Raw genomic sequence first — 18,421 nt, forward strand, 5'->3', positions numbered from 1 at the left:
ACACGCCGACGCCCCCGCGACAGGAGAGGTCGCGAGGGCGTCGGAGGGATGCCGTGGGCTCAGTCGCGATCGCGATCGCGCCGCTGCGGCCGGTCGCTGCGCTTCGCGGAACGGCCGCCCTGGTCGAGGCGCAGGTCGATGAGGACGCCCGAGATGCGGGTGTCGGTGAGGCGGTTCAGCGTGTCACGCGACAGGTCGGCCGGAAGCTCGACGAGCGAGAAGTCCTGGCGGATCTGGATCGCGCCGAAGTCGTTGCGGCGCAGACCGCCCTCGTTCGCCAGGGCGCCGACGATCTGACGCGGCTCCACACGCTGCCGACGACCCACCGCGATGCGGTACGTCGCAAAGCGTCCGTCGCGTTCCCGCCGCGGCCCGCCGTCGCGGTCACCGTCGCGGGACGCGCCCCCACCGTCACGGGAGGGACGCTCCCGGTCGCGGTCGAAGCGCGGCTGCGAGAACGTCTCCTCCTGGAGGAGCAGCGGGGTGTCGCCCTGGGCCACCACGGCGAGCGCCGCGGCCACGTCGGCCTCGGGCACGTCGTGATGCTCGACGTAGTGCGCCACGACGTCGCGGAACGTCGCGATCGCGGCGGTGTCCTCGAGAGCGGCAGTGATCGCGTCGTCGAAGCGGGTGAGGCGCGTGGCGTTGACGTCGTCGACGCTCGGCAGCGACATCTCGGTGAGCGGCTGCCGCGTGGCCTTCTCGATCGCGGTGAGCATGCGCCGCTCGCGCGGGGTCACGAAGCTGATGGCATCCCCGGATCGGCCCGCGCGGCCGGTACGGCCGATGCGGTGCACGTACGACTCGGTGTCGATCGGCAGGTCGTAGTTCACGACGTGGCTGATGCGGTCGACGTCGAGGCCGCGGGCGGCGACGTCGGTCGCGACGAGGATGTCGAGCTTGCCCGACTTGAGCTGGTTGACGGTGCGCTCGCGCTGCACCTGGGCGACGTCGCCATTGATCGCGGCGGCGGTGTACCCGCGGGCGCGCAGCTTCTCGGCGACCGTCTCGGTCTCGTTCTTGGTGCGCGTGAAGACGATCATGCCCTCGAAGTTCTCGACCTCGAGGATGCGGGTGAGGGCGTCGATCTTCTGCTGGTACGACACGATGAGGTACCGCTGCGTGATGTTCGCCGAGGTCGTGGTCTTGGTCTTGACCGTGATCTCTTCCGGGTCATGGAGGTACTGGGCCGAGATGCGACGGATCTGCGCCGGCATCGTGGCAGAGAAGAGCGCGACCTGCTTGTCGGCCGGGGTGTCGGCGAGGATCGTCTCGACGTCCTCCGCGAAGCCCATCTTCAGCATCTCGTCGGCCTCGTCGAGCACGAGGTACTTCAGCTCGCTGAGGTCGAGCGTGCCCTTGTCGAGGTGGTCCATGATGCGACCGGGGGTGCCCACGACGATGTCGACGCCACGGCGGAGGGCCGACAGCTGCTGCCCGTAGCCCTGACCGCCGTAGACGGGGAGCACCGAGACGCCCTTGATGTGCGCCGCGTACTTCTCGAACGCCTCGCACACCTGCAGCGCGAGCTCGCGGGTCGGGGCGAGCACGAGGGCCTGCGGGTTCTTGTGGCCGGTCTCCATCTGCGACAGCACGGGCAGGGCGAAGGCCGCCGTCTTACCGGTACCGGTCTGGGCGAGGCCGACGACGTCGCGACCCTGCAGAAGGACGGGGATGGTGGCGGCCTGAATGGCCGACGGGGTCTCGTAGCCGACGTCCTTGAGGGCCTTGAGCACAGCGGCATCCAGTCCCAGATCGGCGAACGTGAGCTGCTCGGGGAGGGTGTCCGACTCGGCGGAGGGGACGGGGGTTTCGGATGCCATGACTCCACGGTAGCCCGCCCGCCCGGGAAACCCCCCGTTCGCGGCGGGTCGAGGGTCTACCCTGAGCGGACGCGCCGACGGCGGCGCGCCCGCGCGCGAGGTCTCCGCGCGTTCACCGAAGGGTCCTAACGTGAGCGACATGTCGTCTCCCGGCGCCGCGCCCGCGGCATCCGTCCCCTCCACCGATGGCCGACGCCCGGTCCTGGCCTGGGCCCTGTGGGACTGGGGGTCGGCGGCGTTCAACGCGGTCGTCACGACGTTCGTGTTCAGCACGTATCTGGCGAGCACGTACTTCGTCGATCCCGCGATCGTGGCCGCGGCCGGCGAGGACGACCGCAACCCGGAACTGGTGAGAGCCCTCGCCGACAACGCCAGCATCGTCGGCACCGCCCTGATGATCGCGGGCATCGCCGTCGCCCTCCTCGCCCCCGTGCTCGGACAGCGCAGCGACGGCACCGGGCGGCGCAAGCTGTGGCTCGGCGTGAACACGGGGGTGATCGTGCTCGCGATGGTCGCGATGGTGTTCGTCGAGGGCACCCCGGCGTACCTGATCCTCGGCGCGACCCTGCTCGCCGTCGGAAACGTGTTCTTCGAGTTCGCGAGCGTCAACTACTACGCGATGCTGTCGCAGGTCTCGACCCGCGAGAACATCGGCCGGGTCTCGGGCTTCGGCTGGGGCATGGGGTACGTCGGCGGCATCGTCCTGCTGCTCCTGCTTCTCGTGCTGTTCATCCAGGGGTTCGGGAACCCGGATGCCGCGGGCCTCCTCGCCGTGCCGAAGGACGGCGGGCTGAATGTGCGGCTGGCGATCCTGGCATCCGCGGTCTGGTTCGGGGTGTTCGCGATCCCGGTGCTGGTGCGGGTGCCCGAGATCCCGGCGCAGAGCCGGCAGGTGCGGGTCGGGTTCTTCGCGTCGTACGTGCTGCTGTGGGGGACGCTGCGGTCGCTCTGGCGCGACAGCCGGCCGGTGCTGCTGTTCCTCGTCGCGAGCGCGGTGTTCCGTGACGGACTCGCCGGGGTCTTCACGTTCGGCGCCATCATCGCGGCCCAGGTGTTCGGATTCTCTTCGACCGAGGTGCTGTACTTCGCGGTCGCCGCGAACGTCGTCGCGGGGATCAGCACGATGCTCTCGGGACGCCTCGACGACCGGTTCGGCCCGAAGCGCGTGATCGTGTTCTCGCTCGTGGGGCTCATCGTGCTGGGCAGCGTGATCCTGTTCATCGGCACGTCGCAGGTCGCGTTCTGGGTGGCCGGCCTCGGCCTCGGAATCTTCGTCGGCCCCGTTCAGTCGGCCAGCCGCACCTACCTCTCGCGGGCGACGCCGGAGGGTCGCGAGGGCGAGATCTTCGGGCTCTACGCGACGACGGGCCGCGCGGTGTCGTTCCTCGCACCCGGCCTGTTCGCGCTGTTCGTCGGGCTCACGGGCGATACCCGCCTCGGCATCCTCGGCATCGTGCTGATCCTCGCCGTGGGGCTGGCGCTCATGATCCCGGTGCAGAACCGCCCGGCCGCGATCCGCTGACGCGGCTGCGCCGCGGCCCGGCCGCGCGGGCGCCGGGCGCCGGGCGGGTGCGGGCGCCGAGGCGGGCGCCGGTGCGGGTGCGGGGGCCGGGCGGCGAGGCGGGTGCCGAGCGGGCGGCGAGGCGGCCCGAACTCCTGAGATTCGGCGCCTCGCCGAGCACGCAACGCCGCAATTCCCACGAGCAGGCCACGCAAACCGATATTTCTCAGGAGTTCGGCGCAGCGGAACGATGTGAGACGGGATGCCGTCGGCTCAGTCCTGCGGCCAGGCGTCGGCGAACTTCGCGAGGAGGCGCGCGAAGTCGGCGCGCTCGGCGTCGGTGAACGACTCCAGCGCGGAGCGCACGGCATCCCTTCGCCGACCCCGCAGGCTGGAGACGAGGCGCTCCCCCTCGGCGGTGAGGCGCACGCGCAGGCGCCGGGCATCGTCGGGGTCGGGCTCGCGCTCGACCAGCCGCATCTGCACGCCCTGTTGAACCAGGCGCGAGGCGCGGGGCTGGTCGACGCCGACCGCATCGGCGATCTCGCTGACCGACAGCGGACCGCCCGCCGCGAGGAGGGCGTCGAGCATACGCAGCCGGGCGACACCGGCGAACCGCCCCGAGCCGGGGTCGGCCCAGGGCGGGCCCCCGGGGAATCCGTGCGGACCGTGCCCGCGGTGCTCGTGCGGGTGGGGGCCGCCGAAGCCTCCGCCGAACGGGGGACGGGGACGCCGTCCGCGGATCTTCGCGAGGGCGGCGGCGATCTCGTCGGCGGGGTCGGCGGTCATGAGCCGATTTTACATGTCTCTTGACAAGCATTCGGAATACATGTCACAGTACATTCGTTGTCACATGACATGCAACGGCGGATCTCCCGCCCACGAAAGGAACCCCCCATGAACACCTCCACACCTCTGGATCCCCGCAGCCTCGCCCATCGCCTCACGACGGTCGGCCACGCGCTGCACCATCGCCTGTTCGCGCAGCTGCGCGACGGCGACCTCCACCCGAAGGCCGTCCTGGTGCTCCGCGCCATCGACGGCCGCATCGACGCCCCGTGGATCACCGAGCGCCTCGCCCGCGGCGGCAAGCGCCTCACCGGCCTGGCCGACCGCGGCTGGATCGAGCGCACCGACGACGGCTGGGCGCTGACCGCCGAGGGCCGCGCGGTCCTCGATCGAGTGGATGCCGATCGCGCGACGATCCTCGCCGACGTCCCGGCCGAAGAACTCGAACGTCTCGTCGCCGCCCTCGACACCGTGTCGGCCGCACTCGGCATCGACGAGACCGAACACCAGGGCTTCGGCCCCGGGATGCGCGGATCCGGTCGGGGCGCCCGCGGATTCGGACCCGGCTTCGGCCCCGGCGCGGGCTTCGGGCCGTTCGGGCGCGGGTTCGGCCCCGGCGCCGGCTTCGGGCCGTTCGGCCCCGGCGTGCGCGGCGGGTTCGGCCCGGATGCGCACGGCTTCGGTCCGAGCGGGCGCGGCCAGCACGACACCGATGCCGAGCGCCACGGCGGGCACGGTGAGCACGAAGGCCACGGCCACCACACGCACGGCGACGCCGACCACCACGGTGAGCACGAAGGCCACGGCCACCACACGCACCGCGACGCCGACCACCACGGTGCGCACGAAGGCCACGGCCACCACACGCACGGCGACGCCGACCGCCAGGGTGCGCACGAAGGCCGCGGCCACGGCCGCGGGTGCGACCCGCGTCGCGGCGGGCACGGACACCACCGCGGTCACGACGACCGCCGGGCGGCGCAGCGTGCCTACGAGCGCGGCTTCGACGCCGGTTTCAGCCGCGGCCGTGAGTCGTCGGCATCCGGTGAGCCCACGGCATCCGAGTGATGTCCGATAAACGCTCGCCCTCGCGAGAAACGCTCATACGCGGCGTTTCTCGCGAGGAACGGCGTTTCTCGCACGGTAACAGCCGTGTCAGCGCCCGGCGGAACCCGCGTCGATCGTGCCCACGTCGGTGCGGTGGAAGTTGAGCGCCGAACGCGACGCGGTCGGGCCGCGCTGACCCTGATACCGATTGCCGTAAGGCCCCGAGCCGTAGGGGTTCTCGGCGGGCGACGTCAGGCGGAAGTAGCAGACCTGCCCGATCTTCATGCCGGGCCACAGCTTGATCGGCAGCGTCGCGACGTTCGAGAGCTCCAGTGTGACGTGCCCGGTGAATCCCGGGTCGATGAACCCGGCGGTGGAGTGGGTGAGCAGCCCCAGCCGCCCCAGCGACGACTTGCCCTCGAGACGGGCGGCCACGTCATCCGGCAGGGTCACTCGCTCGAAGGTCGACCCCAGGGCGAATTCGCCCGGGTGCAGGATGAACGGCTCGTCGGGCTCGACCTCGATGAGCCGCGTGAGCTCGGGCTGATCTTCGGCCGGGTCGATGAACGGGTACTTGTGGTTGTCGAACAGCCGGAAGTAGCGGTCGAGCCGCACGTCGACGCTCGAGGGCTGCACCATGGCCGGATCGAAGGGGTCGAGCCCCAGGCGTCCGTCGGCGAGTTCGGCTCGGATGTCGCGGTCGGAGAGCAGCACGCGCCCAGCCTAGGGCGTGCGCACCGCGCGGCACCTGCCCGATCCGTGAGATGACACGATCCGCGCGAACGCCCACGATCGGGACGACCAGAACGTGTGCGCTCGCACGGAACGGGTGATATCGGCATCCACAGGGCATCTCGGCCGCCCGCATGGAACACGGATGCCACGGGCGACGCTGTTATGCTGGCGGAAGTGCCGTCAGGCGCTCGGGGCTGTAGTTCAATGGCAGAACTTCTGCTTCCCAAGCAGACAGCGCGGGTTCGATTCCCGTCAGCCCCTCCAAAGATCCGACAGGTCGGCTCCGTCGACGGGTGAGCCCGCGCAGCCACGTCCTTCCCCGGCGTTCAGTTGATGCCCCTGCACCGCGGGCAGCGCACCGAGACGGCGTTCCAGCCGGGCTTGCCCCAGAAGGCGCGGGCGCAGTGGCGGCAACGATGCGCGGCGGTGTACTCACCCGCGCGGGACTCGGATGCGGTGACGGTGTCCATGGTGTTCCCTTCGTCGACTCGATATCCGCTCTACCGATCCCCACCGATCCCCACCGATACCGCCGGGATCGGTTGAACGTTCTGGACCGCGTCGCAGACGGTCCAGGAAGAGGGACGGATGGCATCCGACGAAGTCACCACCTGGCTGGAAGGGCTTCTGACCGAACGGTTCGCGACCTTCGACCGGTCCCCGAACAGCCGAACGCTCGACGAGCTGTACATCCTCGTCGGCACGGCGAAAATCGCCGGACTCGACGATCGGTACGACGAGTATCGGGCGGAGCTCGTCCGCATCCGATCGCGCGTGCCGTCCGCCGCGGCACCGGAAGTCGCCCCGTCGCCGTCCGTCAGCGCCCCGCCGTCGCCGCGCAACGAGGACATTCGCGACGCCCTCCGCCGTCGAGTACGGGGCCAGGATGCCGCGATCGACCGGGTCGTCGATCGCCTGGCCGTGCGCCGGGCGGGGCTGAGCCTGCGGCCGCAGCGGCCGGCCGGGGTGTTTCTGTTCGCGGGGCCCACCGGCGTGGGGAAGACGGAGCTGGCGACCCAGCTCGCCATCGCCGAGTTCGGCACGGTCGACGCACTCATTCGCCTCGACATGAGCGAGTACGCCAACAGGGAGTTCGGGCTGTCACGTCTGGTGGGCTCCGCGTCCGGTTACTCCGGTCACAACGAGCCCGGCGGGTGGCTCACTACGCGCGTCATCGCCCGACCGCGCAGCGTGCTCCTCCTGGATGAGATCGAGAAGGCCGATCCGCTCCTGTGGAACACCTTCCTCCAGGTCTTCGACGCCGGCAGACTCACCGACGGTCGGGGGCAGACCGCGGATTTCGCCGAGACGACAGTCATCCTGACCTCGAACCTCGGTGTCCGCGAGTCCGCGACGCGGTCCGCAGGGTTCGGCGAACCGGCCACGACCCCGAAGATGCGGCAGCTCGCCGCGATCGAGGCCGCGCTTCCCCCTGAACTCCGCAACCGCATCGACGAGGTCATCGTCTTCGATCCGCTCCCGCTCGACACGATCGCCGAAATCGCGACCGCCGAGATCGACGCCCTCCTCGCGCGCATCTCGAGGCACGGGTGGCGGGTGACGGTCGACCCCGAGGTTCCGCGCTGGCTCGCCGAGACCGGGTTCCACCCCGACCTCGGCGCCCGCCACCTCCACCGAGTCATCGAACGCGACTTCCTCGGCCTGCTGGCGTCGCAGCAGGAGCGGGTCGTGCGTGTCGCTCTGGGCCTGGACGGGCTGATCGCGATCCCGCGGGGATGAGCAACACACGAACCGGCGTGGGCGCCTCCCCTGGGCATACCCACGCCGGTCGGTGACACGACGAGCTTCAGATCCCGCGGAGCGCGATCACGCGACCGCTCCTTCCGGCTCCATGGAGTGTCCCCTCGGCGCGGAGTCATCCGGCCGGGCCACGGGCATCCCGTCGGGCCCCTCGAAGCGGCGGCCCCACCCGGTGAGGACGGAGAACGCGATCACGGCCGTCAATGCGAAGGGGTAGAAGCACGTGAGGAAGATGCTCGTGGACGAGAGCGTGACCACGCCCTCCCCGTACCCTTGCGTGAGCTGGCTGGCGATCAAGAGGAAGATGCTCCCGATCGGCATGACGGACCCGATGCCCAGGGTGAAGCAGTCCATGACGTTCGCGCGGCGATAGGGATGCAGCTGCGCGACAGCGCCGACGCGGTCGGCGACGGGGCCGTACAAGAGCATCGCCGGGCTGTTCACGCCCGCGAAGATCGCGCCGGTGAGGGCGCTTCCCACGCCGATGATCAGCTCGGCCCCGAGCGGTGTGCGCGCCAGAGGCGACCGCGTGACCAGAGTCACGATGGAGTCGAACACCCCCGCCCCCTGCATCACGCCGATCATCCCGAAGATGATGATCCCGAGGCCCATCATGGGCAGCATGCTCTGCAGACCTGTCACGAGGAAGCCGCCGACGGCGCCCTCGGCGTTCGGGGCGATGATGTCCGCCGGGGTCATGAGGCCCGTGGCGAGACCGAGCACGATGCCGAGCACGATGCCGACCGTCGCGGCGAGGAAGAGGTCGCGCTTCCAGTACGCGACGATCAGCAGCGCTGCCACGGGGATGGCCATGACCAGGTTGAGCGGGTTCCCCGCGACGATGTCGGCACCGCCGGATCCGCTCTGCGAGGCCCGGACGACACCGAGCACCAGGAAGAGCACCGCGCTGATGAGAGCGGCGGGCAACGCGTAGCGGGTGCGCGCCCGCACCACGCCGCCGATGTCGGCGACGCCGCTGCGACGGCGGTACCGCTGCGTGGAGGCGGAGACGATCGTGGTGTCGGAGATGGGAGCGAGGTTGTCTCCGAACAACCCGCCGGACACGATGGCCCCCGCCAGGAGGAGCGGATCGGCTCCGAGCAGGACCCCGGCCGGGTAGAAGATCGGAAACGCGGTGAACATCGTTCCGAGCGAAGAACCCGTCGCCATGGAGACGACGCACACGATGATGAACGTGACCGCCACGAACACCCCGCCCCCGATCCCGACGCTCTGCGCGAGCCAGATGAAACCGGATGCCACATCCACCTGCGTGATGAGCGCCGAGACGAGCCCGATCGCGAGGAACAAGACCAGCAGACTCACGGACGTCGGGGAGGAGATGCCCTTGACGACCCACTCCCAATAGCGGCCGTACGAGCGCGAGAGGGGGGCGGCGAGGAACAGACCGACAAGCCCCGACACTGTCAGAGCGTTGACGTCGAATACCCCGAAGACCATGAAGAAGAGGACGACACCCACCAGGAATGTCGCCGGAGCCACGAGAGCCCCGAGGATGCCGATGGAGAAGGTGAGGGGCCCGGGAGCCCCGTCAGCGGGAACGAACGCCGCGTCGTGGTCGGGTGGGACGGGGCGGGGGTGATCGCGCAATTCGGACACAGTGGAACTCCTAACGTTGGTGAGGCCGGGTGGTGCTCTTCGAACGATGGGTGGAGCGGGGTTTCGCGACGTTCAGGCGGACGGGCTGTCCAGCCTGAGGCCACGGCGGAGTGCCTCGATGAGGCCGTCCATGACGCGGGCGCTGCTCTCGGCGAGAGGTGCCAGTTCCACGGAGCCGTGGAAGGTGCCCGGATGACAGTGCAGTTCGACGCGAACGCCGGCCCGTAAGAGGCGCACGGCGAAGTCGATGTGGGAGTCTCGAATGGGGTCGAACTCCATCGCGGCGATGTACGTCGAGGGCAGTCCGCTCAGCGAGCGCGCACGCGCGGGCACCGCATAGGGCGAGACATCGGGATCGTCCGGGCCGGCGTAGTCGGGGCCCAGATACGCGTTCCACACCCGTTCCGCCGTGTCGTCCCCTCCGAAGGGCTGGTCGGGGGACTCTTCGCCCCCCTGCCATCGATCGTCCGTCGCGGGACTCAGCAACAGCTGGAACAAGATTGCCGGCCCCCCTTCGTCTCGCGCCCTCAGCGCGGTGCCGGCCGCGAGCCCCCCGCCCGCGCTGGACCCGGCAACCGCGATGCGCGAGGGGTCGATCCCGAGCGTGGCCGCGTGAGCGAACACGTACGTCAGCGCCGCGAAGCAGTCATCGAGGGGCGCGGGATACGGGGCCTCGGGCGCGAGCCGGTAGTCGACGTTCGCGACGGTGATCCCCAGACGTCGCACGACCTCCAGGCAGAAGTAGTCGAAGTCCTCCGAGCGGCCCAGAACGAAGCCACCCCCGTGCATCGCGATGAGGACCGGGGTCGTGCCCTCGACGCCCGTCGGCCGCATCAACCGCAGCGAACCCGCCGCCCGGTCGTCCTCCGAGGGAAGGGCGACCCTCGTCACGTCCACTCCCTCGTACGACAACGCGGCGTGCAGCGGGGCGAGCAGCGCATCGCTGACCGCGCGCGCCCCGGCGACATCGGCGATGTCGAGGCGGGGGAGCAGGGCGGCGACGCACGCCACGTCCGGATCCATGGTCGAGGCATCCATACTTCTTTCCTTTCTTAATCTGCAACAATGTGCCAATGGACCGCGTCGATCTCGCAATAATCGAGCAGCTCCGCCAGAACTGCCGACAGACCAACACCGAGCTGGCGGATGCCGTCGGGCTGACGCCCTCGCCGTGCCTCCGTCGCGTTCGGCGCCTCGAGGAGGCCGGCGTCATCACCGGTTATCACGCGAGCTTCAACCCGGACGCCGTGGGTCGAGGTTTCGAGGTGCTCGTGGGCATCGAGCTCCAGGATCAATCCCTCGAGAACGCGGTCCGCTTCGAGGCCGAGCTGGTTGCCCACCCGGAAGTCATCGAGGCGAGGCGGATGTTCGGCTCACCCGACTTCGAGGTCGTCATCGCGACGGAGAACCTCGCCGCCTACGAGCACTTCCTCACGTCGAAGCTGCTTCGCCTGCCCGGGATCGGCCAGGTGAAGTCCCGCTTCCCGATGCTGCGCTTGAAGTCACGGACGGGATAGGCCCCGCCTCTCCAGAGTCGACATGAGCGGTCGTCACGTCGTCTCCCGTGCGGCCGTCAACGACTCGTCCAGGATCTCCAGTCCGAGATCCAGATCCTCCACGCTGGTCGTGAGCGGCGGGGCGATCCGAAGGATGCTGTTCACCCCGCGCATCTGAGCGATGTTCAGGTGCAGGCCGCGCTTGAGGCATTCCGCGGTGACGGTGGTCCCGAACTCGTCCGCGGGCTCTTTCGTCTGGCGGTCGGTCACGAGCTCGACGCCTTGGAAGAGTCCGCGACCACGGAGGTCGCCGATGTGTTCGTGCCGCGCTGCCAGTTCGACGAGACCGGCGCGGAGTCGCGCACCCTTCTCGCGCGCGACGAGGTCGTACTGCTCGTCTCGCAGGACGTTCACGACAGTGAGACCGACCGCGGCGGCGAGAGGGTCGGACACGTGCGTCGTGGTGAACATGAAACGACGCTCGGCGCACACGGCCTCGATCTCTTCGCTCGTGATCACGGCCGAGACGGGGAGACCCGCCCCCAACGTCTTCGAGATCGTCAGGATGTCGGGAGCGACACCCTGATGCTGGAATGCGTACCAGTCGCCGGTGCGGCACAACCCTGTCTGGGCCTCGTCGAGGATCAACAGCATCCCGCGCTCATCGCACTTTCGGCGGAGCGCCGCGAAGTAGCCGTCGGGCGGCACGATAAGACCGCCCGTTCCCAGGATCGGCTCGGCGATGAACGCGGCCAGGCTGCCGACGGATTGACGGTCGACCATCGCGAATCCGAAGTCCAGTTCCCCCTGCCAGTCGTGCTCGCCGTCGGCATTCCGGAACACCGACCGGTAGGGGTTCGGCGTGGGGATGATGAGGTTCCCCGGCGCGATCGGACCGTAACCGGCGCGAGAGAGGCTGTAGGTCGCCGCCCCCGCCGCGTGGGTGGAGCCGTGGTACGACTGATCGAACGAGACGATCTCGTGCTTGCCGGTGTACAGCTTGGCCATCTTGATGGCCGCCTCGTTGGACTCCCCGCCCGTGCTGAGCACCATCGTCTTGCTGAGGGTCGGGGGCAGCGTCTCGGCGAGCGCCTGCGCCAAGTCGACGACGGGGCGGGTGATCATGCCGCTGAACAGGTGATCGAGAGTGGAGATCGACCGGGTCACGGTCTCGACGACGGCGGGGTGGGAATGCCCGAGGAGCGAACTCATCTGACCGGACGTGAAGTCCAGGATGTCGCGCCCGTCCTCATCGAAGAGGTGGCTGCCCTCTGCCCGGTCGATGACGGTCGGCAGGAATCCGGCCGGGCCGTATCGGACGAGGTGGCGTCGAGCGGTGTCCCAAAAGCCCTCCGGATGCCGCGATGCGCTGACAGCGGGTGGCGTCGGGGATGTCATGGTCATGCGTGCGTTCCTCCGGTTTCGGTGTGATCGCCACGCTAGGGAGGAGGGCGCACAACGCGATTGCGATGTTGGGAGTGATCGCATGCCGGAACGCAATTTTCGTGCCGAGTAACGGCACTCTAAGCAATGATCCACTCAGGAAACACGCCGTTCACGCAAGAGTAACGCCGTCGAATCGAGCGAACGGCGAACCGGAGAGCGAACGCCCTGCACATCCCCTCAGTGATGAGTCGGGTGCCGGCGCTCGAGCGCGGCGCCCTCGACATCCACGTTCGGGATGACGCGATCAAGCCAACGCGGCAGCCACCAGGCGGACCGGCCGAGCAGGTGCATGACGGCTGGCATCAGCAGCATGCGGACGACGAACGCGTCGAAGAGGACTCCCGCCGCGAGGCCGAGACCCATGGACTTGATGATCACCGACTCGCTCGTGATGAAGCCGCTGAACACGGCGATCATGATGATCGCCGCGGCGATCACGACCGTACGACCGGCGCGGAATCCTTGCGCCACGGCCAATCGCGCGGGCGACCCGTGCACGAACGCCTCACGCATACCGGTTGCGAGGAAGAGCTGGTAGTCCATGGCGAGCCCGAACAGGATGCCCACCAGGATGACCGGCAGGAAGCTGAGGATCGGTCCCGGCTGATGGATGCCGAGCAGGTCGCTGAACCATCCCCACTGGAAGACCGCGGTCACCGCGCCATAGGTCGCGAACAGCGACAGCACGAAGCCTCCGGTCGCGATGACCGGGACCAGGATCGAGCGGAAGACCATCACCATGATGAGGAACGACAGTCCGACGACGACCGCGAGGTAGAGCGGCAGGACGGCGGCCAGACCCTCGGAGATGTCGATGTTGATCGCTGCCTGGCCGGCGACGCCGAGAGCGATATCCCCGTCGACCGGCGGGAGCGAACGGAGATCCCGCACGAGACGCTCGGTCGACTGGCTGTTGGGGCCTTCGCTCGGGATGACCTGGAAGGCGGCGAGGCGGGAATCGTCGGAGACCGCGACGGGGGCGACCGCCACGACATCGTCCTGCGCGGCCAGGCGGCGGACGACCTCGAGCTGCGCGTCCTGAACCTCGCCGTCATCGAGACCCTCGGGGAGAGCCGCGGTGACGAGGAGCGGTCCGTTGACTCCCTCACCGAATGCACTCTCTGTGACCGTGTAGGCGCGGTAGGCGGTGGAATCCTCCGCTTCCGAGCCACCGTCCGGAAGTCCGAGCCGCATCGACAGCGACGGGATGGCGACCACCAGCAGGGCGGCGACCGTCACGATGACCGTCACGACCGCCCGGATGCCGGACATGGGCCGCACGCGCGACCGCGACGTCTCGGCCGTCTCCGCTGCCCGCGCGGCACGTGCACGCGCCCTCTTGCTCAGCACCCGAGAACCGGCGAGGCCGAGGAACGCCGGGATGAGCGATACCGCGATGAGGACCGCGATCGCGACGCTGATCGCGCCGGCGGTTCCCATGAGTCCGAGGAACGGGATGCCCGTGATGTTCAGCGCCAGCAGCGCGACGATCACTGTGGTGCCGGCGAACACGACGGCATTGCCCGCCGTACCGTTGGCGAGCCCGATCGACTCCACCACGTCGGCCCCCTGGAGCAGCTGACGCCGATGGCGATAGAGGATGAAGAGTGCGTAGTCGATGCCGACGGCGAGGCCGAGCATGACACCCAGGATCGGCGTGACGGACGCCATCTGGATCACGCCCGAGAACGACAGCGTGGCCATCGCGCCGATGGCCACACCCACGAGCGCGGTGACGATGGGGAACGAGGCGGCCAGTACTGAGCCGAGCACGACGACGAGCACGATCGCGGCGATCGCGACGCCGACGGCCTCACCCACGCCGAGGATCTCGGGAACGCCCTGCGAGATGTCGGTCGAGATGCCCACCTCGACCCCGTCGATCGGGGCCGCCCCGAAGTGGTCGACGACGGCGTCCTTCGATTCCTGCGAGAGCTCGAGCCGAGGCTCGGTGAACGACACGTTCACGATCGCGGTCGACCCGTCCTCGGAGACCACGCGGATGCCGTCGGCGTACGACAGCAGTTCCGCCCCGCGCTCCAGCTCGGTCTCCGACGCTTCGAGAGTCGCCAGGCCCTCCCTCACCTGCTGTTCGCGGGCGTCCAGCTCGGCCTTCCCGGCGTCGATCTGCGCCTGCTGCTGATCGAGCGCCGCCAGCCCCGCAGTACGCCCAGGCTCCGGGGCCGCCTGCAGCTGCGCGCGTGCGGCATCCAGCTGGGCCTGTCCCGCCTCGAGGTCCTGCCGAGCGGCGTCGATCTGCTGCTGGCCGCTTTCGGCCTGCGTGCGCCCCGCCTCGAGTTGCGCGCGCCCGTCCTCCACCTGCTGGCGGCGGTCGGCGAGTTGCTGCGACGTCGCGAACGGGTCGATGACGTCGGCGACGTCGGGCAAGTCCCGCGCCGACTCGACGAGGGAGGTGATCTCACGACGCTGATCGTCGCTGAGGCGGGAGCCGTCGTTGGTCGAGAAGACGATGGTGCCGCTCGCACCGCTGAAGTCGGGCAGCTCATCCTCGAGTTGCGCGATCACGTCGCCCGAGGCCGTGCCGGGGATGTCGAAACTCGACGACAGACCCTTGAACCCGACGAGGAAGCCGCCGACGGTGACGGCGAGGATCAGCGTCCACGCGGCGATGACGACCCATGCGCGGCGTGCCGCGAACGTGCCCAGTCGGTGAAGAAGCTCGGCCATCGGCATCCCTCGGCTCGTAGACTCGGTGGCTCTGCGCCGGGACCATGGAGGGTGCCGGCACGCCGTCGATAAAGTAACACGGACCGTCTCGTCTCAACTGATAGGAAGCTCCATGGCGCAATCCCGCAGTGGACCCGTGCGGAGCGAAGCCGCCCGGCGGTCGATCCTGACCGCTGCCGCGCAGATCTTCGCCGAGCGCGGCTACGACCATCTGACGATCGAGGGCATCGCCGCGCGCGCGGGCGTGGGCAAACAGACGATCTACCGGTGGTGGTCGTCCAAGAGCGACATCGTTGCCGAGTGCCTGCTCGAAGGAGCCTTGCTCCCCGGCCAGCTCTCCCTCCCCGACACCGGCGATATCCGCCACGATCTCACCGCGTGGCTGCGGGCGATCGCCGCGGTCATGGACAGCGAGTCCGGACAACCCCTGATCCGTTCCCTGATCGCGGCCGCGACCGAGAATGCCGAGATCGGGCGTCGCCTGCGTGACAGTCTCGCCGACGCCGACTCTCTCGCGGACCGACTGCGTGTCGCCGCGGGCACGGAACCTAACCTCGCCGCCGAAGCACCGTTCGCGGAACTCTCCGAGGCCCTCGTCGGCGCCATCCTCTTGCGCGTGCTGAGCCGATCGCCGATGGACGACGCGGTCATCGACCGACTGCTCGTCGCGATCCTCGGCCCTGCGGCCGGCTAGCCGACGCGCCGCTGCGTGACCACCGACCGCGCCCGGAACCAGAGGGCCAGTTCGGCGAGCGCGCGAGCCGTCAGGGTCTCGTCTCCGGAGTCGAGGTCGTCGAAGCTGTCACGGAAGCCCGCGGGCGGTGGCGCGGTCGGCGCACCGATCGGCTCGTATCCCATCGTCCAGTCGGCGAACCGGCGCTCCTCGATCGGTTCCGAAACAAGGATCCGTAGGTCACGGTGCCGCGGATCACGGCCGATGCGGTCGATGGCATCCCGAACTGCCGTCTCCGGCCCCTCGAGGACCTGGAGGAACCGGCCCCCGCGGTACAGCAGCATGCCCGAGAGGTCGGTGCCGACGTTGGCGACGCGGCTGGACTCCAGAAGGCGCGCGAGGTCGCCGTCGTCGAACGGCACGGCCGCGGTGCTCGAGTACGTGAGTGAGTAGAGGTTGTCGATCAAGAGAGGACCCCCGATCCGGGAAAGGCATCCCGTACCTGACGGAGCTCGATCTCGGGGGCGGCGGCCGCCGTCGCCTGCGTGTAGGCATGGGTCACGGCCGCCATCGCCGCGACGAGACCGGGAAAGCGCCCGACCGGACGGGAGCGGCCGTTGTAGGCCCAGTAGGTCCCGTCGGCCTCACGGTCGATGTAGCCCAGGAATGCTCCGCGCGCGCTCGCGACGTGGAACCCTTCCTCGACGCGAGACCATACGATCCCGGCCCCGGGGCGATCGTCAGCAGTCATGCGATGTCCTTCCGCCCCGACAGAGGGACCCTCCGAACGTACCGGGGACCGCCGACACCCCGCGCCACTTGACAGACAACCGGGTCAGACCACAGCGGCCCGGATCGCCTCGGCGTCGTCGGTTCCGGATGCCTCGACGATGCGCCCGCGCACGACCCGGTACATCGCGAAAGAAGCGATGCTGACCCGTCGACGCGTCGGCGCCACGTGCCGGAACACTCCCGTGTGCGCGCCGCTTCCGCGGAGGTGGACGGCGAGGCGATCCTCCTCGACGAGCACCTGGATGCGTCGCCACTGCCAATCCGGGAAGCCGCGAAGCAGGTCGGCGTACTCGTCGAGCCACGCGTCCGCGCCGGCGGGGAGATGCGCACGGCGCACGCCCGGGTCGAGGAACTCGCGCAGCGCCTCGGGATCGTGGCGGTTCATCGCGTCGAGGAACTCCTGGAACCACTCGCGCGTCTCCCACTCCTCCACCTCTCGATTATCCGGGCGGTCGGGAGCGTGAGGGGTCACGCGTCACGCATGGCACCGAGCTCTTCCGCAAGACGGCGTGCGCCGCGGACGGCGATCGCGACGCTCGTGAGCGTCGGGTTCATCGTGTTCGCCGTCGGGATGAGGCCGTTGCCGCCGACGAGCAGGTTCTCGAAGCCCCACACCCGCGAGTACGGGTCTGCAACGGAGGTCTCGGGGTCGGTGCCCGCGCGCATCGTCCCCATGAAGTGCAGGCTCGACCCGTTCGGCAGGAGCCGCGGCTCGGCGATGAACGAGCCGAGCGCCGCGCCGGCGCGACGCAGGCGCTCGGTCGCCTCCGCGATCTCGGCATCCTCCCGCTCGGTCAGGGCGTACTCGATCGTGAAGTTCGGCAGACCGCGGTAGTCGAGTTCGTCGTCGCTGAACGTGACGCCGTCCTCGACGCGCGGGAACTTCCGCGTCCCGAACCCCATGTTGATGTACCCCCAGCGGTTCCCCGCGGCGGGGTGGGCGGGGTCGAGCGGGAAGGGCGGCGTCTCGGCGTACATGATCTGCGCCGAGTACGGGTGCTCGGGCTCGGAGAACGGGATGCGATTGACCGCGGCGACCGGGTCGGCGGGGTTCATCGCGCGCCGCGCGAGCTCGGCTTCCAGCTCGTCGTCGGAGACGAGTTCGCTCATGCGCTCCCCGTCGAGCACGACGGTTCCGATGACGACGTGGTGCTCGGTGAGATACCGGCCGAGAGGTGCGGGGCGGATGCCGGAGGCCCAGAGCAGCTGCGGAGAGCGGAACGCGTCGGCGGCGACCACGACCGCGTCGGCCGGCACGAACGCCTCCTCGTGCGTGCGGAGGTCTTCCACGACCACACCTCGCACGCGCGCACCGTCGTGCTCGATGCGCCGCACGAGGGTGAGGTCGCGGAGCTCGAAACGCTCCGCGGTGTCGGTGCCCGGCTCGATGAGCGGGCCCAGCACCGTGTCGGTCCCGGCCCAGCGCATGGTGCCGTCGGGCTGCGGGTCACCCGCGACCGGCAGCGTGCTCACGCCGTAGCCGTCGGGCAACTCGGCCCCGAACTCGCGGTCGAGGAGGGTGCGGATGGCCGCGCCCACGGGCGAGTCCGAGAACGCGGCGCTCTGCTTGTGGAGCAGGTCTTCGGCGGTGGAGATGAGGTCTTCCCACTCGTCGTCGCCGATGAAGTCGAGCTTCTCGCTGAACGCCGGCCGAGGGATCGCGCACGTCCAGTGCGCCCCCTGGCCCCCGACGTTCGTGGCGGCCGCTGCCGCCGGGAAGGTCGGGGCGTGCGCGGAGCCTTCCCCGCCGAAGTCGAGCAGGTGCGTCCCCTGGCGCGCCGTGAACATGCCCTCGACGATCGTGCCCGAGGGGAGGCCGAGCGAGTCGCGGTACTCCCCCGCCTGGGGCCCCTGCGACCGTTCGCGCGCGCGGGCCTTCTCGTCGGGGTCGACGATGTTGCGCACGCTCTCGCCGGGACGCTCGGTGACTTGAGGGCCCGCCTCGAACATGATCACGCGGGCGTGCGGAAGCGACTCCAGCAGCACTCGGGCGTAGGCGGCGCCGATGGGTCCGCTGCCGACGACGGCGATCGTGGGGGTGTCGGACATG

At 69.6% G+C, this 18,421-nt stretch carries 17 protein-coding genes and 1 tRNA gene; 6 read left to right on the top strand and 12 right to left on the bottom strand.

From position 1 onward, the window contains the following. Nucleotides 1–59: 59 nt before the first annotated feature. On the bottom strand, nt 60–1,823 hold the full coding sequence (locus AC3WLZ_RS15965) for a DEAD/DEAH box helicase (protein WP_492470721.1): 1,764 nt from the start codon (nt 1,821–1,823) through the stop codon (nt 60–62). A 139-nt stretch (nt 1,824–1,962) separates the two neighbouring features. Here AC3WLZ_RS15965 and AC3WLZ_RS15970 point away from each other — a divergent pair, with 139 nt between their 5' ends. Further along, nucleotides 1,963–3,345, top strand: coding sequence for an MFS transporter (locus tag AC3WLZ_RS15970; protein WP_492471001.1), 1,383 nt, complete (start codon nt 1,963–1,965; stop codon nt 3,343–3,345). 252 nt (nt 3,346–3,597) lie between these two features. Here the strand turns inward: AC3WLZ_RS15970 and AC3WLZ_RS15975 are convergent, their stop codons facing one another. Continuing rightward, on the bottom strand, nt 3,598–4,113 hold the full coding sequence (locus AC3WLZ_RS15975) for a MarR family winged helix-turn-helix transcriptional regulator (protein WP_412925906.1): 516 nt from the start codon (nt 4,111–4,113) through the stop codon (nt 3,598–3,600). Nucleotides 4,114–4,221: 108 nt separating this feature from the next. Here AC3WLZ_RS15975 and AC3WLZ_RS15980 point away from each other — a divergent pair, with 108 nt between their 5' ends. After that, nucleotides 4,222–5,181, top strand: coding sequence for a MarR family winged helix-turn-helix transcriptional regulator (locus tag AC3WLZ_RS15980; RefSeq protein ID WP_492470723.1), 960 nt, complete (start codon nt 4,222–4,224; stop codon nt 5,179–5,181). Between the two features lie 87 nt (nt 5,182–5,268). On the opposite strand, the gene dcd is transcribed toward AC3WLZ_RS15980, so the two are convergent. Then, entirely contained in the window at nt 5,269–5,874 is a 606-nt protein-coding gene (gene dcd, locus AC3WLZ_RS15985; protein ID WP_492470724.1) for a dCTP deaminase, read from the bottom strand. 211 nt (nt 5,875–6,085) lie between these two features. Here dcd and AC3WLZ_RS15990 point away from each other — a divergent pair. Continuing rightward, nucleotides 6,086–6,159 (top strand) — tRNA-Gly (locus AC3WLZ_RS15990). Nucleotides 6,160–6,221: 62 nt separating this feature from the next. On the opposite strand, the gene AC3WLZ_RS15995 is transcribed toward AC3WLZ_RS15990, so the two are convergent. Then, nucleotides 6,222–6,365, bottom strand: a complete 144-nt coding sequence (locus AC3WLZ_RS15995; RefSeq protein WP_412925909.1) for a hypothetical protein — start codon at nt 6,363–6,365, stop codon at nt 6,222–6,224. 118 nt (nt 6,366–6,483) lie between these two features. Between AC3WLZ_RS15995 and AC3WLZ_RS16000 the strand changes: the two genes are divergently transcribed. Next, nucleotides 6,484–7,635: an AAA family ATPase gene (locus AC3WLZ_RS16000; protein WP_492470725.1), complete on the top strand. Its 1,152-nt coding sequence runs from the start codon at nt 6,484–6,486 to the stop codon at nt 7,633–7,635. Nucleotides 7,636–7,722: 87 nt separating this feature from the next. Here the strand turns inward: AC3WLZ_RS16000 and AC3WLZ_RS16005 are convergent, their stop codons facing one another. Together AC3WLZ_RS16005 and AC3WLZ_RS16010 are read right to left on the bottom strand one after the other, a co-directional pair. After that, nucleotides 7,723–9,276 carry a Na+/H+ antiporter NhaC family protein gene (locus AC3WLZ_RS16005; protein WP_492470726.1) on the bottom strand — a complete coding sequence of 518 codons (1,554 nt, stop codon included), beginning with the start codon at nt 9,274–9,276 and terminating at the stop codon, nt 7,723–7,725. A 72-nt stretch (nt 9,277–9,348) separates the two neighbouring features. After that, a complete protein-coding gene (locus AC3WLZ_RS16010) occupies nt 9,349–10,314 on the bottom strand; it encodes an alpha/beta hydrolase (protein ID WP_492470727.1) in 966 nt (321 codons plus the stop codon). A gap of 35 nt (nt 10,315–10,349) precedes the next feature. On the opposite strand from AC3WLZ_RS16010, the gene AC3WLZ_RS16015 reads away from it, so the two are divergent. Next, nucleotides 10,350–10,793 (top strand): Lrp/AsnC family transcriptional regulator, encoded by a 444-nt coding sequence (locus AC3WLZ_RS16015; RefSeq protein ID WP_412925913.1) that lies wholly within the window; start codon nt 10,350–10,352, stop codon nt 10,791–10,793. Between the two features lie 33 nt (nt 10,794–10,826). Here AC3WLZ_RS16015 and AC3WLZ_RS16020 read toward each other — a convergent pair whose 3' ends face one another. Together AC3WLZ_RS16020 and AC3WLZ_RS16025 are read right to left on the bottom strand one after the other, a co-directional pair. After that, nucleotides 10,827–12,176, bottom strand: a complete 1,350-nt coding sequence (locus AC3WLZ_RS16020) for an aspartate aminotransferase family protein (RefSeq protein ID WP_412925914.1) — start codon at nt 12,174–12,176, stop codon at nt 10,827–10,829. Between the two features lie 219 nt (nt 12,177–12,395). Next, the gene (locus AC3WLZ_RS16025; RefSeq protein WP_492470728.1) at nt 12,396–14,906 is read right to left on the bottom strand and encodes an MMPL family transporter; all 2,511 of its coding nucleotides are present in this window, start codon (nt 14,904–14,906) and stop codon (nt 12,396–12,398) included. Between the two features lie 112 nt (nt 14,907–15,018). On the opposite strand from AC3WLZ_RS16025, the gene AC3WLZ_RS16030 reads away from it, so the two are divergent. After that, complete coding sequence (locus tag AC3WLZ_RS16030; RefSeq protein WP_492470729.1) at nt 15,019–15,600, top strand: TetR/AcrR family transcriptional regulator; 582 nt, start codon at nt 15,019–15,021, stop codon at nt 15,598–15,600. Here AC3WLZ_RS16030 and AC3WLZ_RS16035 read toward each other — a convergent pair. The 4 genes from AC3WLZ_RS16035 to AC3WLZ_RS16050 all read right to left on the bottom strand — a co-directional run bounded on the left by AC3WLZ_RS16035 (nt 15,597) and on the right by AC3WLZ_RS16050 (nt 18,420). Further along, entirely contained in the window at nt 15,597–16,046 is a 450-nt protein-coding gene (locus tag AC3WLZ_RS16035) for a BLUF domain-containing protein (protein ID WP_492470730.1), read from the bottom strand. The two genes, AC3WLZ_RS16030 and AC3WLZ_RS16035, sit on opposite strands and share 4 nt — an antisense overlap. Beyond that, a complete protein-coding gene (locus AC3WLZ_RS16040; RefSeq protein ID WP_492470731.1) occupies nt 16,043–16,330 on the bottom strand; it encodes a hypothetical protein in 288 nt (95 codons plus the stop codon). Before AC3WLZ_RS16040 ends, AC3WLZ_RS16035 begins: the two co-directional genes overlap by 4 nt. 84 nt (nt 16,331–16,414) lie before the next feature. Then, a complete protein-coding gene (locus AC3WLZ_RS16045; protein ID WP_492470732.1) occupies nt 16,415–16,804 on the bottom strand; it encodes an ester cyclase in 390 nt (129 codons plus the stop codon). A gap of 35 nt (nt 16,805–16,839) precedes the next feature. Next, nucleotides 16,840–18,420 carry a GMC oxidoreductase gene (locus AC3WLZ_RS16050; protein ID WP_492470733.1) on the bottom strand — a complete coding sequence of 527 codons (1,581 nt, stop codon included), beginning with the start codon at nt 18,418–18,420 and terminating at the stop codon, nt 16,840–16,842. Between the last annotated feature and the right edge of the window lies 1 nt (nt 18,421).

The sequence above is a fragment of the Microbacterium sp. FW305-3-2-15-F-LB2 genome, assembly GCF_058787255.1.